This window comes from Pseudomonas sp. LBUM1647, assembly GCF_059716175.1.
Genome location: NZ_CP166809.1, coordinates 4,805,735 through 4,825,684, shown reverse-complemented (window position 1 = coordinate 4,825,684; position 19,950 = coordinate 4,805,735). Strand labels below are relative to the sequence as shown.

Annotated in this window: 18 protein-coding genes; 5 read left to right on the top strand and 13 right to left on the bottom strand. The window is 59.0% G+C overall.

Going from position 1 to position 19,950, the window contains the following annotated elements:
- Positions 1-450 precede the first annotated feature (450 nt).
- Positions 451-1,464 carry a metallophosphoesterase family protein gene (locus ACA059_RS22175; protein WP_497631017.1) on the top strand — a complete coding sequence of 338 codons (1,014 nt, stop codon included), beginning with the start codon at positions 451-453 and terminating at the stop codon, positions 1,462-1,464.
- Between the two features lie 79 nt (positions 1,465-1,543).
- Here ACA059_RS22175 and ccoP (ACA059_RS22170) read toward each other — a convergent pair whose 3' ends face one another.
- From ccoP (ACA059_RS22170) to ccoN (ACA059_RS22135), 8 genes are all read right to left on the bottom strand, one after another.
- Positions 1,544-2,527: a cytochrome-c oxidase, cbb3-type subunit III gene (gene ccoP, locus ACA059_RS22170; RefSeq protein ID WP_415770252.1), complete on the bottom strand. Its 984-nt coding sequence runs from the start codon at positions 2,525-2,527 to the stop codon at positions 1,544-1,546.
- A complete protein-coding gene (locus ACA059_RS22165) occupies positions 2,524-2,709 on the bottom strand; it encodes a CcoQ/FixQ family Cbb3-type cytochrome c oxidase assembly chaperone (protein ID WP_003175465.1) in 186 nt (61 codons plus the stop codon). The genes ccoP (ACA059_RS22170) and ACA059_RS22165 overlap by 4 nt, the downstream gene beginning before the upstream one ends.
- Before the next feature lie 5 nt (positions 2,710-2,714).
- On the bottom strand, positions 2,715-3,323 hold the full coding sequence (gene ccoO, locus ACA059_RS22160) for a cytochrome-c oxidase, cbb3-type subunit II (protein WP_018925301.1): 609 nt from the start codon (positions 3,321-3,323) through the stop codon (positions 2,715-2,717).
- Positions 3,323-4,765 (bottom strand): cytochrome-c oxidase, cbb3-type subunit I, encoded by a 1,443-nt coding sequence (ccoN, locus tag ACA059_RS22155; protein WP_008157290.1) that lies wholly within the window; start codon positions 4,763-4,765, stop codon positions 3,323-3,325. Before ccoN (ACA059_RS22155) ends, ccoO (ACA059_RS22160) begins: the two co-directional genes overlap by 1 nt.
- Positions 4,766-5,247: 482 nt before the next feature.
- Positions 5,248-6,201 carry a cytochrome-c oxidase, cbb3-type subunit III gene (gene ccoP / locus ACA059_RS22150; protein WP_497631015.1) on the bottom strand — a complete coding sequence of 318 codons (954 nt, stop codon included), beginning with the start codon at positions 6,199-6,201 and terminating at the stop codon, positions 5,248-5,250.
- Positions 6,198-6,398, bottom strand: coding sequence for a cbb3-type cytochrome oxidase subunit 3 (locus ACA059_RS22145; RefSeq protein WP_283190897.1), 201 nt, complete (start codon positions 6,396-6,398; stop codon positions 6,198-6,200). The genes ccoP (ACA059_RS22150) and ACA059_RS22145 overlap by 4 nt, the downstream gene beginning before the upstream one ends.
- 21 nt (positions 6,399-6,419) lie before the next feature.
- Entirely contained in the window at positions 6,420-7,028 is a 609-nt protein-coding gene (gene ccoO / locus ACA059_RS22140) for a cytochrome-c oxidase, cbb3-type subunit II (RefSeq protein WP_497631014.1), read from the bottom strand.
- A gap of 10 nt (positions 7,029-7,038) precedes the next feature.
- Positions 7,039-8,463, bottom strand: coding sequence for a cytochrome-c oxidase, cbb3-type subunit I (gene ccoN / locus ACA059_RS22135; RefSeq protein WP_403138573.1), 1,425 nt, complete (start codon positions 8,461-8,463; stop codon positions 7,039-7,041).
- A gap of 109 nt (positions 8,464-8,572) precedes the next feature.
- On the opposite strand from ccoN (ACA059_RS22135), the gene ACA059_RS22130 reads away from it, so the two are divergent.
- The gene (locus ACA059_RS22130) at positions 8,573-9,247 is read left to right on the top strand and encodes an alpha/beta family hydrolase (RefSeq protein WP_497631013.1); all 675 of its coding nucleotides are present in this window, start codon (positions 8,573-8,575) and stop codon (positions 9,245-9,247) included.
- 96 nt (positions 9,248-9,343) lie between these two features.
- Here ACA059_RS22130 and ACA059_RS22125 read toward each other — a convergent pair whose 3' ends face one another.
- The 3 genes from ACA059_RS22125 to acnA all read right to left on the bottom strand — a co-directional run bounded on the left by ACA059_RS22125 (position 9,344) and on the right by acnA (position 14,789).
- Positions 9,344-10,909 carry a methyl-accepting chemotaxis protein gene (locus ACA059_RS22125; protein ID WP_497631011.1) on the bottom strand — a complete coding sequence of 522 codons (1,566 nt, stop codon included), beginning with the start codon at positions 10,907-10,909 and terminating at the stop codon, positions 9,344-9,346.
- Positions 10,910-11,012: 103 nt separating this feature from the next.
- Positions 11,013-11,804, bottom strand: coding sequence for a CPBP family intramembrane glutamic endopeptidase (locus ACA059_RS22120; RefSeq protein ID WP_497634709.1), 792 nt, complete (start codon positions 11,802-11,804; stop codon positions 11,013-11,015).
- 243 nt (positions 11,805-12,047) lie between these two features.
- A complete protein-coding gene (gene acnA, locus ACA059_RS22115; RefSeq protein ID WP_497631010.1) occupies positions 12,048-14,789 on the bottom strand; it encodes an aconitate hydratase AcnA in 2,742 nt (913 codons plus the stop codon).
- A gap of 222 nt (positions 14,790-15,011) precedes the next feature.
- On the opposite strand from acnA, the gene rlmM reads away from it, so the two are divergent.
- Entirely contained in the window at positions 15,012-16,085 is a 1,074-nt protein-coding gene (gene rlmM / locus ACA059_RS22110; protein WP_129442892.1) for a 23S rRNA (cytidine(2498)-2'-O)-methyltransferase RlmM, read from the top strand.
- Between the two features lie 207 nt (positions 16,086-16,292).
- The gene (tusA, locus tag ACA059_RS22105; RefSeq protein WP_007907805.1) at positions 16,293-16,544 is read left to right on the top strand and encodes a sulfurtransferase TusA; all 252 of its coding nucleotides are present in this window, start codon (positions 16,293-16,295) and stop codon (positions 16,542-16,544) included.
- On the opposite strand, the gene ACA059_RS22100 is transcribed toward tusA, so the two are convergent.
- Entirely contained in the window at positions 16,541-17,950 is a 1,410-nt protein-coding gene (locus ACA059_RS22100; protein WP_497631007.1) for an MATE family efflux transporter, read from the bottom strand. The genes tusA and ACA059_RS22100 overlap by 4 nt on opposite strands.
- Positions 17,951-18,217: 267 nt before the next feature.
- On the opposite strand from ACA059_RS22100, the gene pdxB reads away from it, so the two are divergent.
- Positions 18,218-19,360, top strand: coding sequence for a 4-phosphoerythronate dehydrogenase PdxB (gene pdxB / locus ACA059_RS22095; RefSeq protein ID WP_497631006.1), 1,143 nt, complete (start codon positions 18,218-18,220; stop codon positions 19,358-19,360).
- Between the two features lie 186 nt (positions 19,361-19,546).
- On the opposite strand, the gene ACA059_RS22090 is transcribed toward pdxB, so the two are convergent.
- Entirely contained in the window at positions 19,547-19,726 is a 180-nt protein-coding gene (locus ACA059_RS22090) for a PA1571 family protein (RefSeq protein WP_033061931.1), read from the bottom strand.
- Positions 19,727-19,950: the final 224 nt, after the last annotated feature.

Here is a 19,950-nt window from a genome sequence, read left to right as displayed (position 1 = left end):
CCCACGGCAGTGGAAAAATGCCTCAGTCAGTACATGCCGACCGCGGTCAAAAAGAGGTGTTGCAGTGGCGCAATGATACGCCTGTCGCTCTAGTTCAAGGGTGCGACCTTTGGTCGCGTTGGGGAAAATTCGTGGATGGTGTAGCAAATGTAACAAGTCGTGATGCAGATCAATTGACTTGTTCAGTATGGACGGTTTTTCAGATTGTGCAGCTGTCTGGATGTACCCGTAATGGGGGCAGGATCATGATGAGAGTTTGGTGTAGATGATCCTTAGTTAATTTTATGCGGACTCAGTAATGGGGTAATGAATCCGTGCATCGTGAAACATGCCTTATTGCTTTGTCGGTGAGTGTGGGTTGTGTTTGTTTTTCTACTTGATTAGTTTTGTATGTGACGTGCTTATCCATTAAGGCGGCACTGACTTTGTTAATAATGGAAATGGAATTCTATGAGTTTATTTAAGTTTCGTCAGTTGGCGGCTTGTTTTGCGCTGTGTGTGTTTGTTCCTGCTTCTCATGCAGCGACCGTTGAGCAAATGCCAGGACATTTGATATTTATGTCCGACCCACAATATCCCTGGAGTGATCTCACAGATAAAAATGTGTCTGATCCAAACAAGGAGAAGCGTTCCAGGGAGCTCATTGGCTTGCAGTATTCCGACGTTGCAAGTTTCAGACAGTTGAATGGCGGGGCGGCGCGTATTCCCGTGATGATCAATGGTGATGTTACCGCGTTTGGTCATGGCGGTGAGCGCTCTTACATGAAGTCCGTCTTTGAGGGCAAGTTGGGTGGGTTGTATGATTATGGGCTGGGTAATCATGATTACGCGAATAATGTGAATGACTGTTTTCTGAATAATTGTGCTGCTGGAAGTGTGAATGATCTAAAGGCGCGTTATTGGGGGAAGGCTTCTTCGATGGATTTGTCTGTACGGGGCGCTGTGTTAGGGGGGAGCCATTATTCCGGCAGTCTTGCTTATTCGAAGGATTTTGGTGATGTTCATATGGTTCAGTTGAACAATGAACCGACCTATGCCGTAAAGTTTTCTGGTGGTAATCCCATTGCACCTACTGTGTATGACATTACCCCGTCGCTCGATTGGCTGGAGCGAGATTTAAAGGCTGCTCGGGAACAAGGCAAGATCATCATTCTTAATATGCACAAGGTTTTTGATTGGGCGGGAAGTGATGAGCAGATCGCAAGGTTCAGGGGCATGATTGCGAAATATCAGGTGACAGCGGTTTTTGGTGGGCACGACCACTTTGTCTCGGGGAGCTATTACAGTTGGACAAAATATGACTACTTTGGTCAGGTTCCCGTATTCATGAGCGGTGCCGCGTCTCAGCAAACCTATCTGATTGCCAGCTTCTCCAAGGATCGTAAAGAGCTGAATGTGAACGTTGTACGTAACAGTAACTGGCCTAGCCGAAAGCTCGATAAGACCATCCCTGTTCTTAAGTAAACAGGCACTCGGTAAAAACTGAAACGGCCCCGCCAATTCACATTGGCGGGGCCGTTTTTTGTTGCATCAGGCGTTTGCCTTACTGGGCATCCGCTACCGGCGCTTTCTCACCGTGAGAGAGGCTGTAGACGTAGGCGGCCAGCAGGTGAACCTTGTCGTTGCCTTGCAGCTGTTCTTGCGCAGGCATCTGGCCCTGACGGCCGTAACGGATGGTTTGCTGCAGTTGAGCGAAGCTCGAGCCGTAGATGAACGCTGCCGGGTGGGTCAGGTTAGGTGCGCCCATTGCTGGCGTACCTTTGCCTTCCGGACCGTGGCACACCGCGCAGTTGGCAGCGAACAGCTTCTGGCCGGCAACCGGGTCAGCCTTGGTGCCTTCCGGCAGTTTGCGGCCATCGAGGTTGGTCAGTACGAACGCGGCAACGTTCGCAACGCCTTGCTCGCCGATCACTTCAGCCCACGCCGGCATGACCGCGTGACGGCCGCCCATGATAGTGGTTTTGATGGTTTCCGCTTCACCGCCCCAGCGCCAGTCGGCGTCAGTCAGGTTAGGAAAGCCATAAGCGCCTTTGGCATCGGAGCCGTGGCAGACCGAGCAGTTGGAGGCGAACAGACGGCCACCCATCTTCAGGGCTTGCGGGTCCTTGGCGACTTCTTCAATCGGCATGGAAGCGAACTTGGCGAAGATCGGGCCGAACTTGGCGTCCGACTTGGCCATTTCCTTTTCCCACTCGTGAACGCCGGTCCAGCCGCTCTGGCCGTTGGCGAACGCGGTCTGCTTTTCGTTATCCAGGTAGTTATAACCCGGCAACAGGCCTTTCCAGTTACCCAGGCCCGGGTACAGCACCAGGTAGCCCAGGGCGAAGATGATGGTGCCCACGAACAGCATGAACCACCATTTCGGCAGTGGGTTGTCGTACTCCTCGATCCCGTCGAAGGAGTGGCCAACCGTTTCTTCGGTGGCTTCGCTGCGCTGGCCCTTGCGGGTGGACAGCAGCAGCCAGGTCAGGGCGAAGATCGTGCCGAGACTGAGGACTGTGACGTACAGACTCCAGAACGTAGTCATTCTTTGTTACTCCTAGAAGCTTGCTCGACGTGCTTGATGGCTTCGGGATCATCCGCGAAAGGCAGCAAGGTCGCGTCTTCAAACTCCGACTTGCGCTTGGGGCTGAATACCCACAACGCCAGACCGATGAAGGCCACCATCACAACAACGGTGCCCAGGCCACGAATCATCCCGATATCCATCTAAATCACCGTTTGCTTTTGATGATGGTGCCCAGGCCTTGCAGATAGGCCACCAGCGCGTCCATTTCGGTTTTGCCCTTCACAGCATCCTTGGCGCCGGCGATGTCTTCGTCGGTGTAAGGAACGCCGAGCGTGCGCAAGACTTCCATTTTCTTGGCGGTGTCTTTGCCGTCGAGCTTGTTTTCCACGAGGAACGGGTAAGCCGGCATTTTCGACTCAGGCACAACGTTGCGCGGGTTGTACAAATGCGCACGCTGCCAGTCATCGGAGTAACGACCGCCAACACGGGCCAGGTCCGGACCGGTACGCTTGGAACCCCACAGGAACGGGTGGTCCCAGACGCTTTCACCGGCGACCGAGTAGTGGCCGTAACGTTCGGTTTCAGCGCGGAACGGGCGGATCATCTGCGAGTGGCAGCCGACACAACCGTTGGCGATGTAGATGTCGCGGCCTTCCAGTTCAAGGGCGGTGCGAGGCTTCATGCCTTCGACCGGCTTGTTGGTGACGTCCTGGAAAAACAGCGGAACGATCTGGGTCAGGCCGCCGATGCTAACGGCGATAACCATGAAGAAGGCCAGCAGGCCAATGTTCTTCTCGACTGCTTCATGCTTCATCAGTGAGCTCCAACTACAGCAATCTGTTCAGCAGCTTTGGCTTCAGCCGGGTTCGAGGCACGTACGGTACGCCATACGTTGTAGGCCATGAACAGCATGCCGCTGGCGAAGAACGCACCGCCCAGGGCGCGAACGATGAAACCAGGATGGCTGGCTTGCAGCGCTTCGACGAACGAGTAGGTGAGGGTGCCATCGTCGTTGATTGCACGCCACATCAGACCCTGGGTAATGCCGTTGACCCACATCGAAGCGATGTACAGAACGGTACCGATGGTCGCGAGCCAGAAGTGCGTATTGATCAGGCCGATGCTGTGCATCTGCACACGACCGAACAGTTTCGGGATCATGTGGTAGATGGCGCCGATCGAGATCATCGCTACCCAGCCCAAGGCACCGGCGTGAACGTGGCCGATGGTCCAGTCTGTGTAGTGAGACAGCGAGTTGACGGTCTTGATGGCCATCATCGGGCCTTCGAAGGTCGACATGCCGTAGAAGGCCAGCGACACAACGAGGAAGCGCAGGATCGGGTCGGTGCGCAGCTTATGCCAGGCGCCCGACAGGGTCATCATGCCGTTGATCATGCCGCCCCAGCTTGGCGCGAGCAGGATGATCGACATCGCCATGCCCAGCGACTGAGCCCAGTCCGGCAGCGCGGTGTAGTGCAGGTGGTGCGGACCGGCCCAGATGTACAGGGTGATCAGCGCCCAGAAGTGCACGATCGACAGACGATAGGAGTAGATCGGACGCTCGGCCTGCTTCGGAACGAAGTAGTACATCATCCCCAGGAAGCCCGTGGTCAGGAAGAAACCCACCGCGTTATGGCCGTACCACCACTGGATCATCGCGTCAGTCGCACCGGCGTAGGCCGAGTAGGACTTGAAGAAGCTGACCGGCAGGGAGGCGTGGTTGACGATGTGCAGCATCGCGGTCACAACGATGAAGGCACCGTAGAACCAGTTACCCACATAGATGTGCTTGGTTTTGCGCTTGGTGATGGTGCCGAAGAACACCAGACCGTAAGTAACCCAGACGATGGCCAGCAGAATAGCCAGGGGCCATTCCAGTTCCGCGTATTCCTTGGTGGTGGTGTAACCCAGCGGCAAGGTAACGATCGCGCCGACGATCACCGCTTGCCAACCCCAGAAGGTGAAGGCGGCGAGGCTGTCGGAAATCAGTCGCGTTTGGCAGGTTCGCTGCACGACATAATAAGAAGTGGCAAACAGAGCACAACCACCGAAGGCGAAAATCACCAGGTTGGTGTGCAACGGGCGTAAGCGTCCAAAAGTCGTCCACGGCAGACCGAAGTTCAATTCCGGCCATACAAGCTGTGAGGCGATGAAGACACCAAGCCCCATGCCAAGGATCCCCCAGACCACCGTCATGATGGCGAACTGGCGGACTACCTTATAGTTATAAGCAGTCGGACTGATTGCTGTGCTCATTCTAAGGTTCCACGGTTTGGGTGTTTTATTAGGAGTAAAAATCGGCCGCAAGTATGGAGAAAGCGGGGGGTCATTGCAACGCGCCATGACCTGGGTCAATGCTTTCAAAAGCTGATTCTGCGGCCTTTCCATGCGCCGCGTAAGGACAAAATTGCCCAAGGGCAAAATGTCGCAGCAGACGAAAATGGTGAGGGGGTCAGGTCGGATGTAACGGGGTGTGTTCAAACCCAACGATCGGGTGACAGATGGCAATTGGCACGACAGCCGGTATCTACCAGCCTTTGCGGCTTGTCATCGAGCAGATTCGTCGAACACATCGGGTTGGGTCGACCTGGAACCGGCTCATGCCAGTCCGCATCGAGAAAGCTTAGACCCGAATCTGGGGAACCGAAAGGAGGACTAACGGAGGGGTGCGACACTTGGTCGCAAAGAAGCAGGGAACTGCCGCATCCGGGAGAATGCGGCAGCAGAGCGGTCGAGATTTATTCGTGTTTGCCTTCAGCCTGCAAACGCTCAGTGTTCAGCCCCTGTGACAAGCTGTAAACGTAAGCGGCCAGCAATTGCACCTTATCGTTACCGAGCAATTCATTCTGTGCTGGCATATGGCCTTGGCGGCCATGACGGATGGTCTGTTGCAGTTGCGCCAGGCTTGTACCGTAGATGAAGCCGGCCGGCTGCGTCAGATTCGGCGCGCCCATGGCTTCAGTGCCCTGGCCGTTTGCCCCATGACAGGCTACGCACATGGTACTGAACGCTTGCTGTCCGGCGTGCAGGTCGGCACCGTTGTCGGCAGGCAACGGCAGGCCGGCCAAGTCATGGCGCACATAAGCCGCGACGTTCTTAACGCCGGCATCACCAAAGATTTCACCCCAGGCCGGCATCGCCGCCATGCGCCCACCCATGATCGTGGCTTTGATGGTGTCGGCGTTGCCGCCCCAGCGCCAGCTGGTGTCCGTCAGGTTCGGAAAGCCAAAGGCGCCCTTGGCATCCGAGCCATGACAGACCGCGCAATTGGAGGCAAACAGGCGACCGCCCATTTTCAACGCTAGCGGGTCCGTGGCCACTTCTTCCACGGGCATCGCCGCGAATTTGGCGAAGATCGGTCCGAACTTGGCATCGGCCTTGTTCATCTCCTTTTCCCATTCGTGGACGCCTGTCCAGCCGTCCTCGTAACCTGGCAGAATGCCTTTCCAGTTTCCCAGGCCCGGGTAAAGCACCAGATAGCCAACGGCAAACACCAGCGTGCCGGCGAACAGCATGAACCACCACTGCGGCAGCGGGTTGTCGTACTCCTCGATGCCGTCGAAGCTGTGGCCCATGGTCTGGTCGACGCTGCCCTTGGTTTCGCCCTTGCGGGTGCCGATCAGCAGCCAGGTCAGGCCGATCAGGCTGCCGATGGTCAGTACGCAGATCCACGTACTCCAGAAGGTGGTCATGGCCGGGTACTCCTTGTTTCAGGTTCTTGGGTGGCGTCATCGGGTAGCGGTTCATCGGCGAACGGCAGCAAACGCGCTTCGGCGAATTCCGGATTGCGCTTACTGTTGAACACCCACAGCGTCAGGCCGACGAAGGCCACGAACACCACGACCGTGCCCAGGCCGCGGATCATTCCACTGCTCATTTCGCTTACGATTTCAAAGGGCATGGCCATGGCTCACCTCTTGCTCTTGATGGATGTGCCGAGCACTTGCAGGTAAGCGACCAGCGCGTCCATTTCGGTCTTGTCCTTGAGCGAGGCGACTGAGCCGGCGATGTCGTCGTCGGTGTATGGCACGCCGAGGGTGCGCATCGCCTTGATCTTGCCTTCGGTGTGGCTGGTGTCGAGTTGATTGGCCACCAGCCACGGATAGCCGGGCATTTTCGATTCCGGCACCACGTTGCGCGGGTTGTACAAGTGCGCGCGGTGCCAGTCTTCGGAGTAGCGACCACCGACCCGGGCCAGGTCCGGACCGGTACGTTTCGAGCCCCACAGGAACGGGTGATCCCAGACACTTTCACCGGCCACCGAGTAGTGGCCGTAGCGTTCGGTCTCGGCGCGGAACGGCCGTATCATCTGCGAATGGCAACCGACGCAGCCTTCGCGGATGTAGATGTCGCGACCTTCCAGTTGCAGCGCGGTGTAGGGCTTCATGCCTTCCACCGGTTTATTGGTCACGTCCTGGAAGAACAGCGGGACGATCTGGGTCAGACCGCCAATGCTCACGGCCAGCACCATCAGCAACATCAGCAGGCCGACGTTTTTCTCGATTGTTTCGTGTTTCATGGCGGCCTCCTCAGGCGATCTGCGCGGCAGCGGCGACTTCGGCAGGCTGCGAGGCCCGCACGGTGCGCCAGGTGTTGTAGGCCATCAGCAACATGCCGCTGAAGAAGATCGCACCGCCTACCAGGCGCACGACGAAGCCTGGGTGGCTGGCCACCAGGGTTTCGACGAAGGAGTAGGTCAGCGTGCCGTCTTCATTGACTGCGCGCCACATGAGGCCCTGGGCGATGCCGTTGACCCACATCGAAGCGATGTAGAGCACGGTGCCGATGGTGGCGAGCCAGAAGTGCGCGTTGATCAGGCCGATGCTGTGCATCTGCGTGCGGCCGAAGATTTTCGGGATCATGTGGTACAGCGCGCCGATGGAGATCATCGCGACCCAACCGAGGGCGCCGGCGTGAACGTGGCCGATGGTCCAGTCGGTGTAGTGGGAGAGGGCGTTGACCGTTTTGATGGCCATCATCGGCCCTTCGAAGGTCGACATGCCGTAGAACGCCAGCGACACCACGAGGAAGCGCAGGATCGGGTCGCTGCGCAACTTATGCCAGGCGCCCGAGAGCGTCATCATCCCGTTGATCATCCCGCCCCAGCTTGGCGCCAGCAGGATCAGCGACATCACCATGCCCAGCGACTGTGCCCAGTCCGGCAGCGCGGTGTAGTGCAAGTGGTGCGGACCGGCCCAGATGTACAGGGTGATCAGCGCCCAGAAGTGCACGATCGACAAGCGATAGGAATACACCGGACGCTCGGCCTGTTTCGGCACGAAGTAGTACATCATCCCGAGGAAACCGGCGGTGAGGAAAAAGCCGACGGCGTTGTGCCCGTACCACCACTGAACCATGGCATCGGTCGCACCCGCGTACACCGAGTAGGATTTTGTGAAGCTCACCGGCAGCTCAAGGTTGTTGACGATGTGCAGAATGGCCACGGTGATGATGAACGCACCGAAGAACCAGTTGCCGACGTAGATGTGCTTGGTCTTGCGCTTGGCCAGCGTGCCGAAGAACACCACGGCGTAGGCGACCCAGACGATGGTGATCAGGATGTCGATCGGCCATTCCAGTTCGGCGTATTCCTTGGAGCTGGTGTAACCCAGCGGCAAGCTGATGGCCGCCAGCAGGATCACCACTTGCCAGCCCCAGAAGCAGAACGCGGCGATTTTTGGTGCAAACAGTTGGGTCTGGCAGGTGCGTTGCACCGAATAGAACGAACTGGCGAACAGGGCGCAACCGCCGAAAGCGAAGATCACTGCGTTGGTGTGCAACGGGCGCAGGCGCCCGAAGCTGGTCCACGGCAGATTGAAGTTGAGTTCAGGCCATACCAATTGAGCCGCGAGAAAAACCCCGAGCCCCATGCCGACGATGCCCCACACCACCGTCATAATGGCGAATTGGCGGACCACCTTGTAGTTGTAGGCGGTACTGATAGAAGTGTTCATGGTTCCCCATCCACGGTTCAGCCGAAGTGAAGGCCTGCCTTTGCGAGTAAGCCGCACGGCAGACGCTCCCTTCGCCTGGAGTTATAGGCAGACTAAAAGCGAGGCAAGCATGGACAAAGAGCACAAGGCCAGTATTGACGGGGATCAATGGGCGCGGTGTGTGCAGGATCATGGATGGTTGTGGAATGCCGCCTCAGCGCCGGCATCGGCGACGTTGATCCTAGCTCATGGCGCCGGTGCGCCAATGGACAGCGGCTGGATGAACGACATGGCTGCGCGCCTTGCGGCTCAAGGCGTCAATGTGCTGCGCTTCGAGTTTCCCTACATGGCGCAACGGCGTGTCGATGGTGGCAAACGTCCACCGAACCCGGCGCCGAAACTGCTCGAGTGCTGGCGTGAGGTGTATGCCGAGGTGCGACGCCATGTCGCTGGGCGTCTGGCCGTTGGCGGCAAGTCCATGGGCGGGCGGATGGCGAGTTTGTTGGCGGATGAATTGGGGGCGGATGGGTTGGTGTGTCTGGGGTATCCGTTTTATGCGGTCGGTAAACCGGAGAAGCCTCGGGTTGAGCATTTGGCCGCGCTCAAGACGCGGATGTTGATCGTTCAGGGCGAGCGGGATGCGTTGGGCAATCGCGAGGCCGTCGAGGCATACACGTTGGCACCGAGTATCGAGGTGTTCTGGCTGGTCGCGGGGGATCATGATTTGAAACCGTTGAAGGCTTCCGGGTTTACCCATGAACAGCATCTGGCGGTTGCGGCGCAGAAGGTTGCCGAATTTCTGTGAGACGCAAGATCAAAAGATCGCAGGCTTCGGCAGCTCCTACAGGGTTACGCGATCCATGTAGGAGCTGGCGCAGCCTGCGATCTTTTGACGTTGATCTTACCGGTTAAACCGCTCCACCAACGAATACTGGGTATTCGCCGTCTTCGTCAGCTCTTCACTCAACAACGCTGAGTGTTGCGCCTGTTCCGAGGTCTGATCCGCCAGGTGCGAGATGTTGCTGATGTTGCGGCTGATTTCTTCGGCGACAGCGCTTTGCTCTTCGGTCGCCGCAGCGATCTGGGTGGTCATGTCGGTGATGTTGGCCACCGCTTCGCTGATCCCCACCAGTGCCTGATCCGCTTCCAGAACTCGCGCTACACCTTCTTCGGCCTGGCGATGGCCAGCCTCCATGGTTTGCACCGCCGTGCTGGCGGTTTGCTGGAGCTTGGCGATCAGGGCGTGGATCTGCCCGGTGGATTCGCTGGTGCGTTGCGCCAGTTGACGGACTTCGTCGGCAACCACCGCAAACCCGCGACCCATTTCACCGGCGCGCGCCGCTTCGATGGCCGCGTTCAGTGCCAGCAGGTTGGTCTGGTCGGCGATGCCTTTGATCACATCGACCACGCCGCCGATTTCGTCGCTGTCCTTGGCCAGTTGGGTCACGGTCAGCCCGGTTTCACCGACCACCACCGACAGGCGCTGGATGGCGTCGCGGGTTTCCCCAGCGATGTCGCGGCCGCGACCGGTCAGGCGATTGGCTTCCTGAGTCGCATCGGCCGTGCGCTGTACGTGGCTGGCGACTTCCTGAGTGGTGGCGGCCATCTGGTTGACGGCAGTGGCCACTTGCTCGGTTTCGACACGTTGGCGTTCCAAACCGTTGGAGCTGTTATGCGCCAGGGCGTCGGACTGTTTCGCTTGGTCGCTCAGATGCTCGGCGGTGTCCTGCAGACGGGTCAGGCAGGTTTTCAGACGGGCTTCCTGGCTGAGGATCGACATCTCCAGACGTGCTTGAGCGCCGCGGCTGTCGGTGTACATCTGCGCGATCAGCGGGTCGGAGGTCGTCTGCCCGGCCAGGTGCAGCAGACGCTTGAGGCCGCGTTGTTGCCAGCTCAACCCCAACAGACCCAATGGCACCGACAGGCCGGCGGCCAACGCAAAACCCCATTGGGAATTGAGCGACGCACCGATCATGAAGCTCAGTTGGCTGACGAGGATGAACGGCAGCCAGTCCTGCAGCACCGGCAGCCATTTGTCCGATGAAGGAATCGCCGACTTGCCCTGGTTGATGCGTTGGTAGAGCGCTTCGGCACGGCGGATCTGCTCGGCGGTGGGTTTGACCCGCACCGATTCGTAACCAACCACCTGATTGCCTTCGAAAACCGGTGTGACATAGGCGTTAACCCAATAGTGATCACCGGTCTTGCAGCGATTCTTGACAATGCCCATCCATGGCAAGCCTTGTTTCAATGTGCCCCACATGTGCGCGAACACCGCGGCCGGGACGTCAGGGTGACGGACCAGGTTGTGCGGCGCACGGATCAACTCTTCACGAGAATACCCACTGATCTCGACGAAAGCGTCGTTGCAGTAGGTGATCACGCCCTTGGCATCGGTGGTGGAAATCAACCGTTGCTGAGCCGGGAAGGTCCGTTCGCGTTGTGTAATAGGCTGGTTGTTACGCATGGCTTTTTCAATCCGCAAGGCTTTGACTGGTTGTCGGCATCGTCAGCCATTTATTGAGATTATTTTTCAGTAATCAGTGGCGCGTCGCAAAACGACCCTTGCGTCAGCTGGCAAGCATCGGATAAGTGAACAGGGCGAAATGCAGCAGGTTCAGGCCGAAATGGGTGGCGATGGCCGCACCCAAGCCACCAAAACGGTAGGCCAGACCATAGCCGACACCTGCCAGGCTCGCCAGCAACCCCCATTGCCAGCCGGCACCCACATGCACCAGGCCGAACAGCAGCGAGGCGAGGAGCAGGGCGAGGTTTTCACCGTAGGGCAGGTTTTTGAAGCGCCGCGTCAGACCGCCCTGGATGTAGCCGCGAAAGAGTGCTTCCTCGACCAGGGTCACCAGCAGCAGGTTGTTCAGCGTCCATAACCAGGCTTGATCGGGCCACTTCGATGCCCAACTGATCACGCCCAACAACAACGCGCCACCGAAGGCCAGCACGGCACTCAGGGGCAGCGCCATCGCAGTGGCATAAATGGAAAGGCGCAGCGAACGGCGGCCGACAATCCACGGGCAGACCAGCAAAAGCCAGAACCCGATCAGGGGTTTGTCCTGATTCAGGTACATGGAAAACGGTACGGCATCGTCGGTGAATCGCTGAGGGTCGATGGCGCGACCGTTGTAGAAACCGGGGAGCCAGTGCATCGCCAGTGCCAGGGCCAGGACAATGAACAACCCGTGGCCGAGGTAGCGCGCGATGGAGAGCTTCTGCTGATGGACTGCGAAACCGGCGACCAACAGCAAAGCAACGGAGATGCCGGCCAGCCAACCAAGTTGGCCGTAGATCAGTGCCAGACCATAGCCAATAGAAAGAAGGGCCAGGTAGATCCATGGCAGAGTCATTATGTGAAGTCCTTGGTTTTTTGGTCAGCGGATAACCTGTAGCAGCTGCCGAAGGCTGCGTTCGGCTGCGAAGCAGTCGCAAATCAGGCACCGCGGTCTTTCAGATTCATCGTGGATTCAGGGTTTACGACTGCTACGCAGCCGAACGCAGCCTTCGGCAGCTGCTACATAGAGGCGCGGGATTATAGGGCGCTCGCGGCCCAAACAAAAACACCGCCCGAAGGCGGTGTCTGTGTCAGCAGGCTGTTACGAGGCAATCAACTGCCGCAACACGTAATGCAAAATCCCCCCCGATTTGAAGTACTCCACCTCATTCAGGGTATCGATCCGGCACAACACCTCGACTTTCTCGCGGTTGCCGTTTTCACGGGTGATCACCAGCGTCAGGTTCATCCGGGGCGTCAGCTCGACGCCGGTCAAACCCAGAATATCCAGTGTCTCCTTGCCGGTCAGGTTCAGGCTCTTGCGGTTTTGATCCAGCTTGAACTGCAACGGCAACACGCCCATGCCCACCAGGTTGGAGCGGTGAATCCGTTCGAAACTTTCCGCAATGACCGCTTTGACCCCCAGCAGATTGGTGCCCTTGGCCGCCCAGTCGCGACTCGAGCCGGTGCCGTATTCTTGCCCGGCAATCACCACCAGCGGCGTGCCCGAGGCTTGATAACGCATCGCCGCGTCGTAGATCGGCATCCTCTCCCCGGTGGGAATGTAAATCGTATTGCCGCCTTCTTCACCGCCGAGCATTTCGTTGCGAATGCGGATGTTGGCGAAGGTGCCGCGCATCATCACTTGGTGGTTGCCACGTCGCGAGCCGTAGGAGTTGAAGTCCCGTGGTTCCACGCCTTTCTCGCGCAAGTAATGGCCTGCCGGGCTGTCAGCCTTGATGTTGCCGGCCGGGGAGATGTGATCGGTGGTTACCGAATCGCCGAGCAATGCGAGGACTCTGGCACCGGCGACGTCCTTGACCACCGGCGGCGGCCCGCCGATGTCATCGAAGAACGGTGGATGCTGGATGTAAGTCGAATCGTCCTGCCAGACATACGTCGCCGCTTGCGGCACTTCAATCGCCTGCCATTGCTCGTCGCCGGCAAACACTTCGGCGTATTCCTTGTGGAACATCGCGGTGTTGACCTGGTTCACCGCGTCGGCGATCTCTTTGGTGCTTGGCCAGATGTCCCGCAGATACACCAGATTGCCCTCTTTGTCGGTACCCAAAGGCTCGCTGCTGATGTCGATGCGCACCGTACCGGCCAGCGCATAGGCGACGACCAGCGGAGGGGAGGCCAGCCAGTTGGTTTTCACCAGCGGATGCACGCGGCCTTCGAAGTTGCGGTTGCCCGACAGCACCGAGGCGACGGTGAGGTCGGCGGCCTGAATGGCTTTTTCGATCGGCTCAGCCAATGGCCCGGAGTTGCCGATACAGGTGGTGCAGCCGTAGCCGACCAAAGCAAAACCCAGTTCATCAAGGTATTGAGTCAGGCCGGCAGCTTTGTAGTAGTCGGTGACCACTTTCGAGCCTGGGGCCAACGAGCTTTTGACCCACGGTTTGCGCTTGAGGCCTTTTTCCACGGCTTTCTTCGCCACCAGGCCGGCGGCCATCATCACGCTCGGGTTGGAGGTGTTGGTGCAGGAAGTAATCGCCGCGATCACCACCGCGCCATTTTTCAATCGATAGGTCTGACCGTCGTATTCGTAGTCGGCTTCACCGGCCAGATCGGCATTGCCCACCGCGACGCCACCGCCGCCTTCACTTTCGAGACGACCGACTTCCTTGCTGGTGGGTTTGAATTGCAGGTCGACGAAGTCACTGAACGCTTGCGCGACATTCGGCAGCGAAACCCGGTCCTGCGGGCGTTTCGGGCCGGCAAGGCTGGCTTCGACGCTGCCCATGTCCAGCGCCAGGCTGTCGGTGAACGCCGGTTCCTGGCCCGGCAGGCGCCACAGGCCCTGGGCTTTGCTGTAGGCCTCGACCAGTTTCACGGTTGCGCTGGGGCGACCGGATAAACGCAGGTAGTCCAGGGTGATGTCATCCACCGGGAAAAAGCCGCAGGTGGCGCCGTACTCCGGGGCCATGTTGGCGATGGTCGCGCGGTCGGCCAGCGGCAGATCGGCGAGGCCGTCACCGTAGAACTCGACGAATTTGCCGACCACGCCTTTCTTGCGCAGCATCTGGGTGACGGTCAGCACCAGGTCGGTGGCGGTGATGCCTTCCTTGAGCTTGCCGGTGAGTTTGAAGCCGATCACTTCCGGGATCAGCATCGACACCGGTTGGCCAAGCATCGCCGCTTCCGCTTCGATCCCGCCGACGCCCCAGCCGAGCACGCCGAGGCCGTTGATCATGGTGGTGTGGGAGTCGGTGCCGACCAGGGTGTCCGGGAAGGCATACGTGCGGCCGTCTTCGTCCTTGGTCCAGACAGTGCGACCTAAATACTCCAGATTCACCTGGTGGCAGATCCCGGTGCCCGGCGGCACCACGCTGAAGTTGTCGAAGGCACTTTGGCCCCAGCGCAGGAACGCATAGCGTTCACCGTTGCGCTGCATTTCGATGTCGACGTTCTGTTCGAAGGCGCTGCTGCTGGCGAACTTGTCGACCATCACCGAGTGGTCGATCACCAGATCCACGGGGGAGAGCGGATTGATTCGCTGCGGGTCGCCGCCGGCCTTCGCCATCGCGGCACGCATGGCGGCCAGATCGACCACGGCGGGAACGCCGGTAAAGTCCTGCATTAATACCCGCGCGGGACGGTATTGAATTTCACGGTCGGAGCGACGCTCCTTGAGCCAGGCGGCAATCGCCCTGAGGTCGGCGCCGGTGACGGTTTTTTCATCTTCCCAGCGCAGCAGGTTTTCCAGCAGCACTTTCAACGACATCGGCAGCTTGTCGAGATCACCGAGGCTTTTGGCAGCGTCGGGCAGACTGAAATAATGGTAGGTCTTGTCGTCGACTTGCAGGGTTTTAAGGGTGTTCAGGCTATTAAGGGACGGCATTACGATCACTCCTTTGAGTCCGCACGGCTACGGACTGAGGGGACGGGCAGAGCATTAAAACTAGCCCTGTTTTAAGTAGCTGGCTAATAACTGGACTCTATGGCCAAGTCCAAGGTTCCGAACTCGGCTATCATGCGCCGGTTTTCGTGACAGGCTTTGCTTCAACGCAAGCCTGGGCATCGCGCAGTGGTTGAATTTCTCGCCATCTGCCCAGGAGTAAGAATGAACACCCTCTTTATGCATTGCCGGCCGGGCTTCGAAAGCGAAGTCTGCTCCGAGATTTCCGAACACGCCGCGCGGCTGAACGTGGCCGGTTATGCCAAGGCCAAGACTGCCAGCGCCTGCGCCGAATTCATCTGCACCGAAGAAGACGGCGCCGAGCGCCTGATGCGTGGCCAGCGTTTCGCCGATCTGATCTTCCCGCGCCAGTGGGCCCGCGGGATCTTCATCGATCTGCCGGAAACCGACCGCATCAGCGTGATCCTCGCCCACATGGCGGACTTCCCGCTGTGCGGCAGCCTGTGGCTGGAAATGGTCGACACCAACGATGGCAAGGAACTGTCGAACTTCTGCAAGAAGTTCGAAGGCCACCTGCGCAAGGCGCTGATGGCCGCTGGCAAACTGGTTGAAGATGCCCACAAGCCGCGCCTGCTGCTGACCTTCAAAAGTGGCCGAGAAGTGTTCATGGGCCTGGCCGAGTCGAACAACTCGGCGATGTGGCCAATGGGCATTCCGCGACTGAAGTTTCCACGTGAAGCGCCGAGCCGTTCGACGCTGAAACTGGAAGAGGCGTGGCACCACTTCATTCCTCGCGATCAGTGGGATGAGCGTCTGCACAGTGATATGACTGGCGTCGACCTCGGTGCTGCACCCGGCGGCTGGACCTGGCAACTGGTCAATCGCGGCATGCTGGTGACCGCGATCGACAACGGCCCGATGGCCGAAAGCCTGATGGACACGGGGCTGGTGCAACACTTGATGGCTGACGGTTTCACCTTCAAGCCCAAGCAACCGGTGGACTGGATGGTCTGCGACATCGTCGAGAAACCGGCGCGCAACGCCGCGATGCTGGAAGAATGGATTGGCGAGGGGCATTGCCGCGAAGCGGTGGTCAACCTCAAACTGCCAATGAAACAGCGTTACGCCGAAGTGAAGCGCTTGCTGGAACGCATTGCCGACGGGTTCAAGGAACGCGGTATTCGGGTCGAGATCGGCTGCAAGCAGCTGTACCACGACCGTGAAGAAGTGACGTGCCATTTGCGCCGACTCGACGTAAAGAAACCGAAATCCCGCTAGTTGACGGGCTGTAGGACTGTAGGGCTGTAGGAGCTGTCGAGTGAAACGAGGCTGCGATCTTTTGATCTTGCTCTTGAAAAACAAAATCAAAAGATCGCAGCCTCGTTTCACTCGACAGCTCCTACAGGACTGCGGCCGGCAGTGTCATGACATCTGTTAAGAGCCCCGGCAATGCGCGACAATGCCGGCAAGTTTCAGGAGTGAATCATGAGTGAAATGATTGATACGCCGGTAGACGGCACCCTCGACGCCACCGGCCTCAACTGCCCGGAACCGGTGATGATGCTGCACCAGCACATCCGTGACCTGGTGCCCGGCGGCCTGCTCAAGGTGATCGCCACCGACCCGTCGACCCGTCGCGACATTCCCAAGTTCTGTGTGTTTCTCGATCACGAACTGGTGGCGCAGCACGAAGAGGCAGGCACCTACCTCTACTGGATCCGCAAGAAACTCGCTTAACCCGCCGACTGACTGATGCGGATCCGCTTGCGTGCACTGCGCGTCAGGCGGATCGACAGCATCAGCGCCGCGCAACTCAAGCCCACGATCAAGCCCTGCCACAGCCCGCTCGGGCCGCTCGGCGCGCCGAACCAGTCGGTCAGGCCCAGTGCGTAACCCACCGGCAAACCAATCCCCCAGTAAGCGAACAGCGTCAGGATCATCGTCACCCGCGTGTCCTGATAACCGCGCAACGCGCCGGCAGCCGTCACCTGGATCGCATCGGAAAACTGGAACAGCGCCGAATACACAATCAGCATTGCCGCGACATGAATCACCGTCGGATCAGCCGTGTAGATCGTTGCGATGTGTTCACGCAGCAACAGCATCATGCTCGCGGAAATGCACGCATAGGCCAGCGCCGTGCCCATGCCGACTCCGGCGGCGAAGCGTGCTTCACGCGGCTCCTGACGGCCGAGCGCTTGACCGACCCGCACGGTCACGGCCATGCCGAGGGAGTAGGGGATCATGAACACCAGCGAACTGAAGTTCAGCGCGATCTGGTGCCCGGCCACCACCGTCGCCCCGAGGCTACCGATCAGCAGCGCAATCACCGCGAAGATGCTCGACTCGGCAAACACCGCGATGCCGATCGGCAGGCCGATGCCCAGCAGGCGTTTGATCACCGACCACTGCGGCCAGTCGAAACGGCTGAACAACTCACTCGACCGATACGCCGGCGCCCAGCGCTCCCACCCGGCCATGCCCAGCGCCATCACCCACATCACGATCGCCGTGGCCCAGCCGCAACCGACACCACCCATGGCTGGCACACCGAAGTGGCCATAGATGAAGACGTAGTTCAGCGGAATGTTCAGCGCGAGCCCGCACAGACCCAACACCATGGCCGGACGCGTACGCCCCAGGCCGTCACTGAAGCAGCGCAGCACATGGTAGAACGCGACAGCGGGCAAACCGCTGGCGATGCCATGCAGGTATTGCATGCACGGGCCGATCAGTTCCGGGTCGACCTTCATGATGTGCAAGATCGGTTCGGCGCTGAATAACATGCCGGTCGCCATCAAGCCCACCACCAATGCCAGCCATAGTGCCTGGCGCACGATCGGCCCGATCTCGCTGTGGGTGCCGGCGCCAAAACGCTGGGCGACTTTCGGGGTCGTGGCCAGCAGCGTGCCGGTCATTAACAGAAACACCGGCACCCAGATCGAATTGCCCAGCGCCACCGCCGCCAGATCCCTTGGCCCGACCCGACCCGCCATTACCGCATCGACGAAGCCCATGGCGGTGGTCGCCAGTTGCGCAATCATGATCGGCAAGGCCAGGCCGAGCAGGTTTTTCAGCTCCAGGCGAACCCGGGCGGGGCGGGTGAGGTAAGTAGCGGCGGGGCGGTCAGTCACGGAATTCAAGGGCGAAACGTCCAAAGATGTTGATGCGCAAGGCGGCGCATTCTACGCCCTGACGCAGTGGTCAGGAAAAGTCCTGTGTTGCGGATTTGTAATCTCTTAACAACGTGCCATCCCCCTGTAGGAGCTGCCGCAGGCTGCGATCTTTTGATCTTGCTCTTAAAAACAAAATCAAAAGATCGCAGCCTGCGGCAGCTCCTACGCCGGGATGCGTGCTAGGCGAGACGTGCCATCTCCGCCTACACTGCCGATCCGCCAAAGGAGCCTGCCATGCTGATTGTTGCCGACGAAAATATCCCGCTGCTCGATGCCTTCTTCGAAGGTTTCGGTGAGATCCGCCGGGTGCCGGGACGTTCCATTGACCGCGCCACCGTCGAACAGGCCGATGTGCTGCTGGTGCGCTCGGTGACCAACGTTAACCGCGCGTTGCTCGAAGGCAGCAAGGTACGCTTTGTCGGCACCTGCACCATCGGCACGGATCACCTGGATCTGGATTACTTTCAGCGGGCCGGCATCACCTGGTCCAGCGCGCCCGGCTGCAACGCCCGGGGCGTGGTCGACTACGTGCTTGGCAGTCTGCTGACCCTGGCCGAAATCGAAGGCGCCGACCTGACTCAACGCACCTACGGCATCGTCGGTGCCGGTGAAGTGGGCGGCCGATTGGTCAAGGTTCTGCAAGGTCTGGGTTGGAACGTGCTGGTCTGCGATCCGCCAAGGCAAGCCGCAGAAGGTGGCGATTACGTCAGCCTCGAACAGATCATCGAGCAGTGCGATGTCATCAGTCTGCACACACCGTTGAAGAAGCACGGCGCCCAGTTGACCTGGCATCTGTTCGATAAAAACCGTTTGAACCAGCTCAAACCCGGCACTTGGCTGATCAACGCCAGTCGTGGTCCGGTGGTGGACAACGCCGCGCTGCGCCAGGTGCTGCTGCAACGCGAAGACCTGCAAGCAGTGCTGGATGTCTGGGAAGGGGAGCCTGAGGTCGATGTGGCACTGGCCGAACTCTGTGTGCTGGCGACGCCGCACATTGCCGGTTACAGCCTCGACGGCAGACAGCGTGGCACCGCGCAAATTTATCAGGCGTATTGCGATTTTCTCGGGCAACCGGCCCAGATCAGCTTGAGCGATTTGCTGCCCGCATCCTGGTTGTCGCAAGTGACCTTGAACGCTAACAGCGATCCGGCCTGGTCGCTGGCCATGTTGTGCCGTGGCGTGTACGACCCGCGCCGCGACGATGCGGATTTCCGTCGCAGCCTTGTAGGCAATGTGAACGAGCAGCGTGCAGCGTTCGATTCACTGCGTAAGCATTATCCGCTGCGGCGTGAGATTGATGGGTTAGCAGTGCGGATCGATGGGGATTCGCCTGAGTTGCAGAGGATTGTGGCGGCGTTGGGGGCTTCGGCTGTCTGAGGACCGAGCTGGCCCCTTCGCGAGCAGGCTCGCTCCCACATTTAATCTCAGTCGTATACAGGCGCTATATCCACTGGAGATCACTGTCGGAGCGAGCCTGCTCGCGAATGGCCGCACCACAATTCTGGATCAGCAGCCATAAAAAACCCGGCCATCAGAGGCCGGGTCAAGAAGACGGTGGCTATATCACTTTTGTTCGGCAGGCTTGACCAATCGCTTTTCCAGTTCGCGACAAGCGTCCTGGATCATGCCTTCAGTGATCGGTACTTCGCGCCCATCCTTATCGATAATTGAGCAACCCAGAGACTGGTCTGGCTGTGTGCGGATCACTTCAATCTTGTCTTCGCTGCTGTTTTGCAAGGACATGGCCTGTCTCCTCATCAGGTTGTGTGCTTACTGTAGAACCGCCAGGTGACCGGGCTATGACAACTCCCTGCGATCTTTCCAGGGCGGCAACATGAGTCCACCAGAAATAACGCGGCGTTGCCACCCGAACTTTAGACCAATACCGTCTAGGACCTAGTCTTTGCGGTCATATTTAACCTGACTCATTATGATTTACAGCGTTCAAGCCCATCGACCCGTGTAGG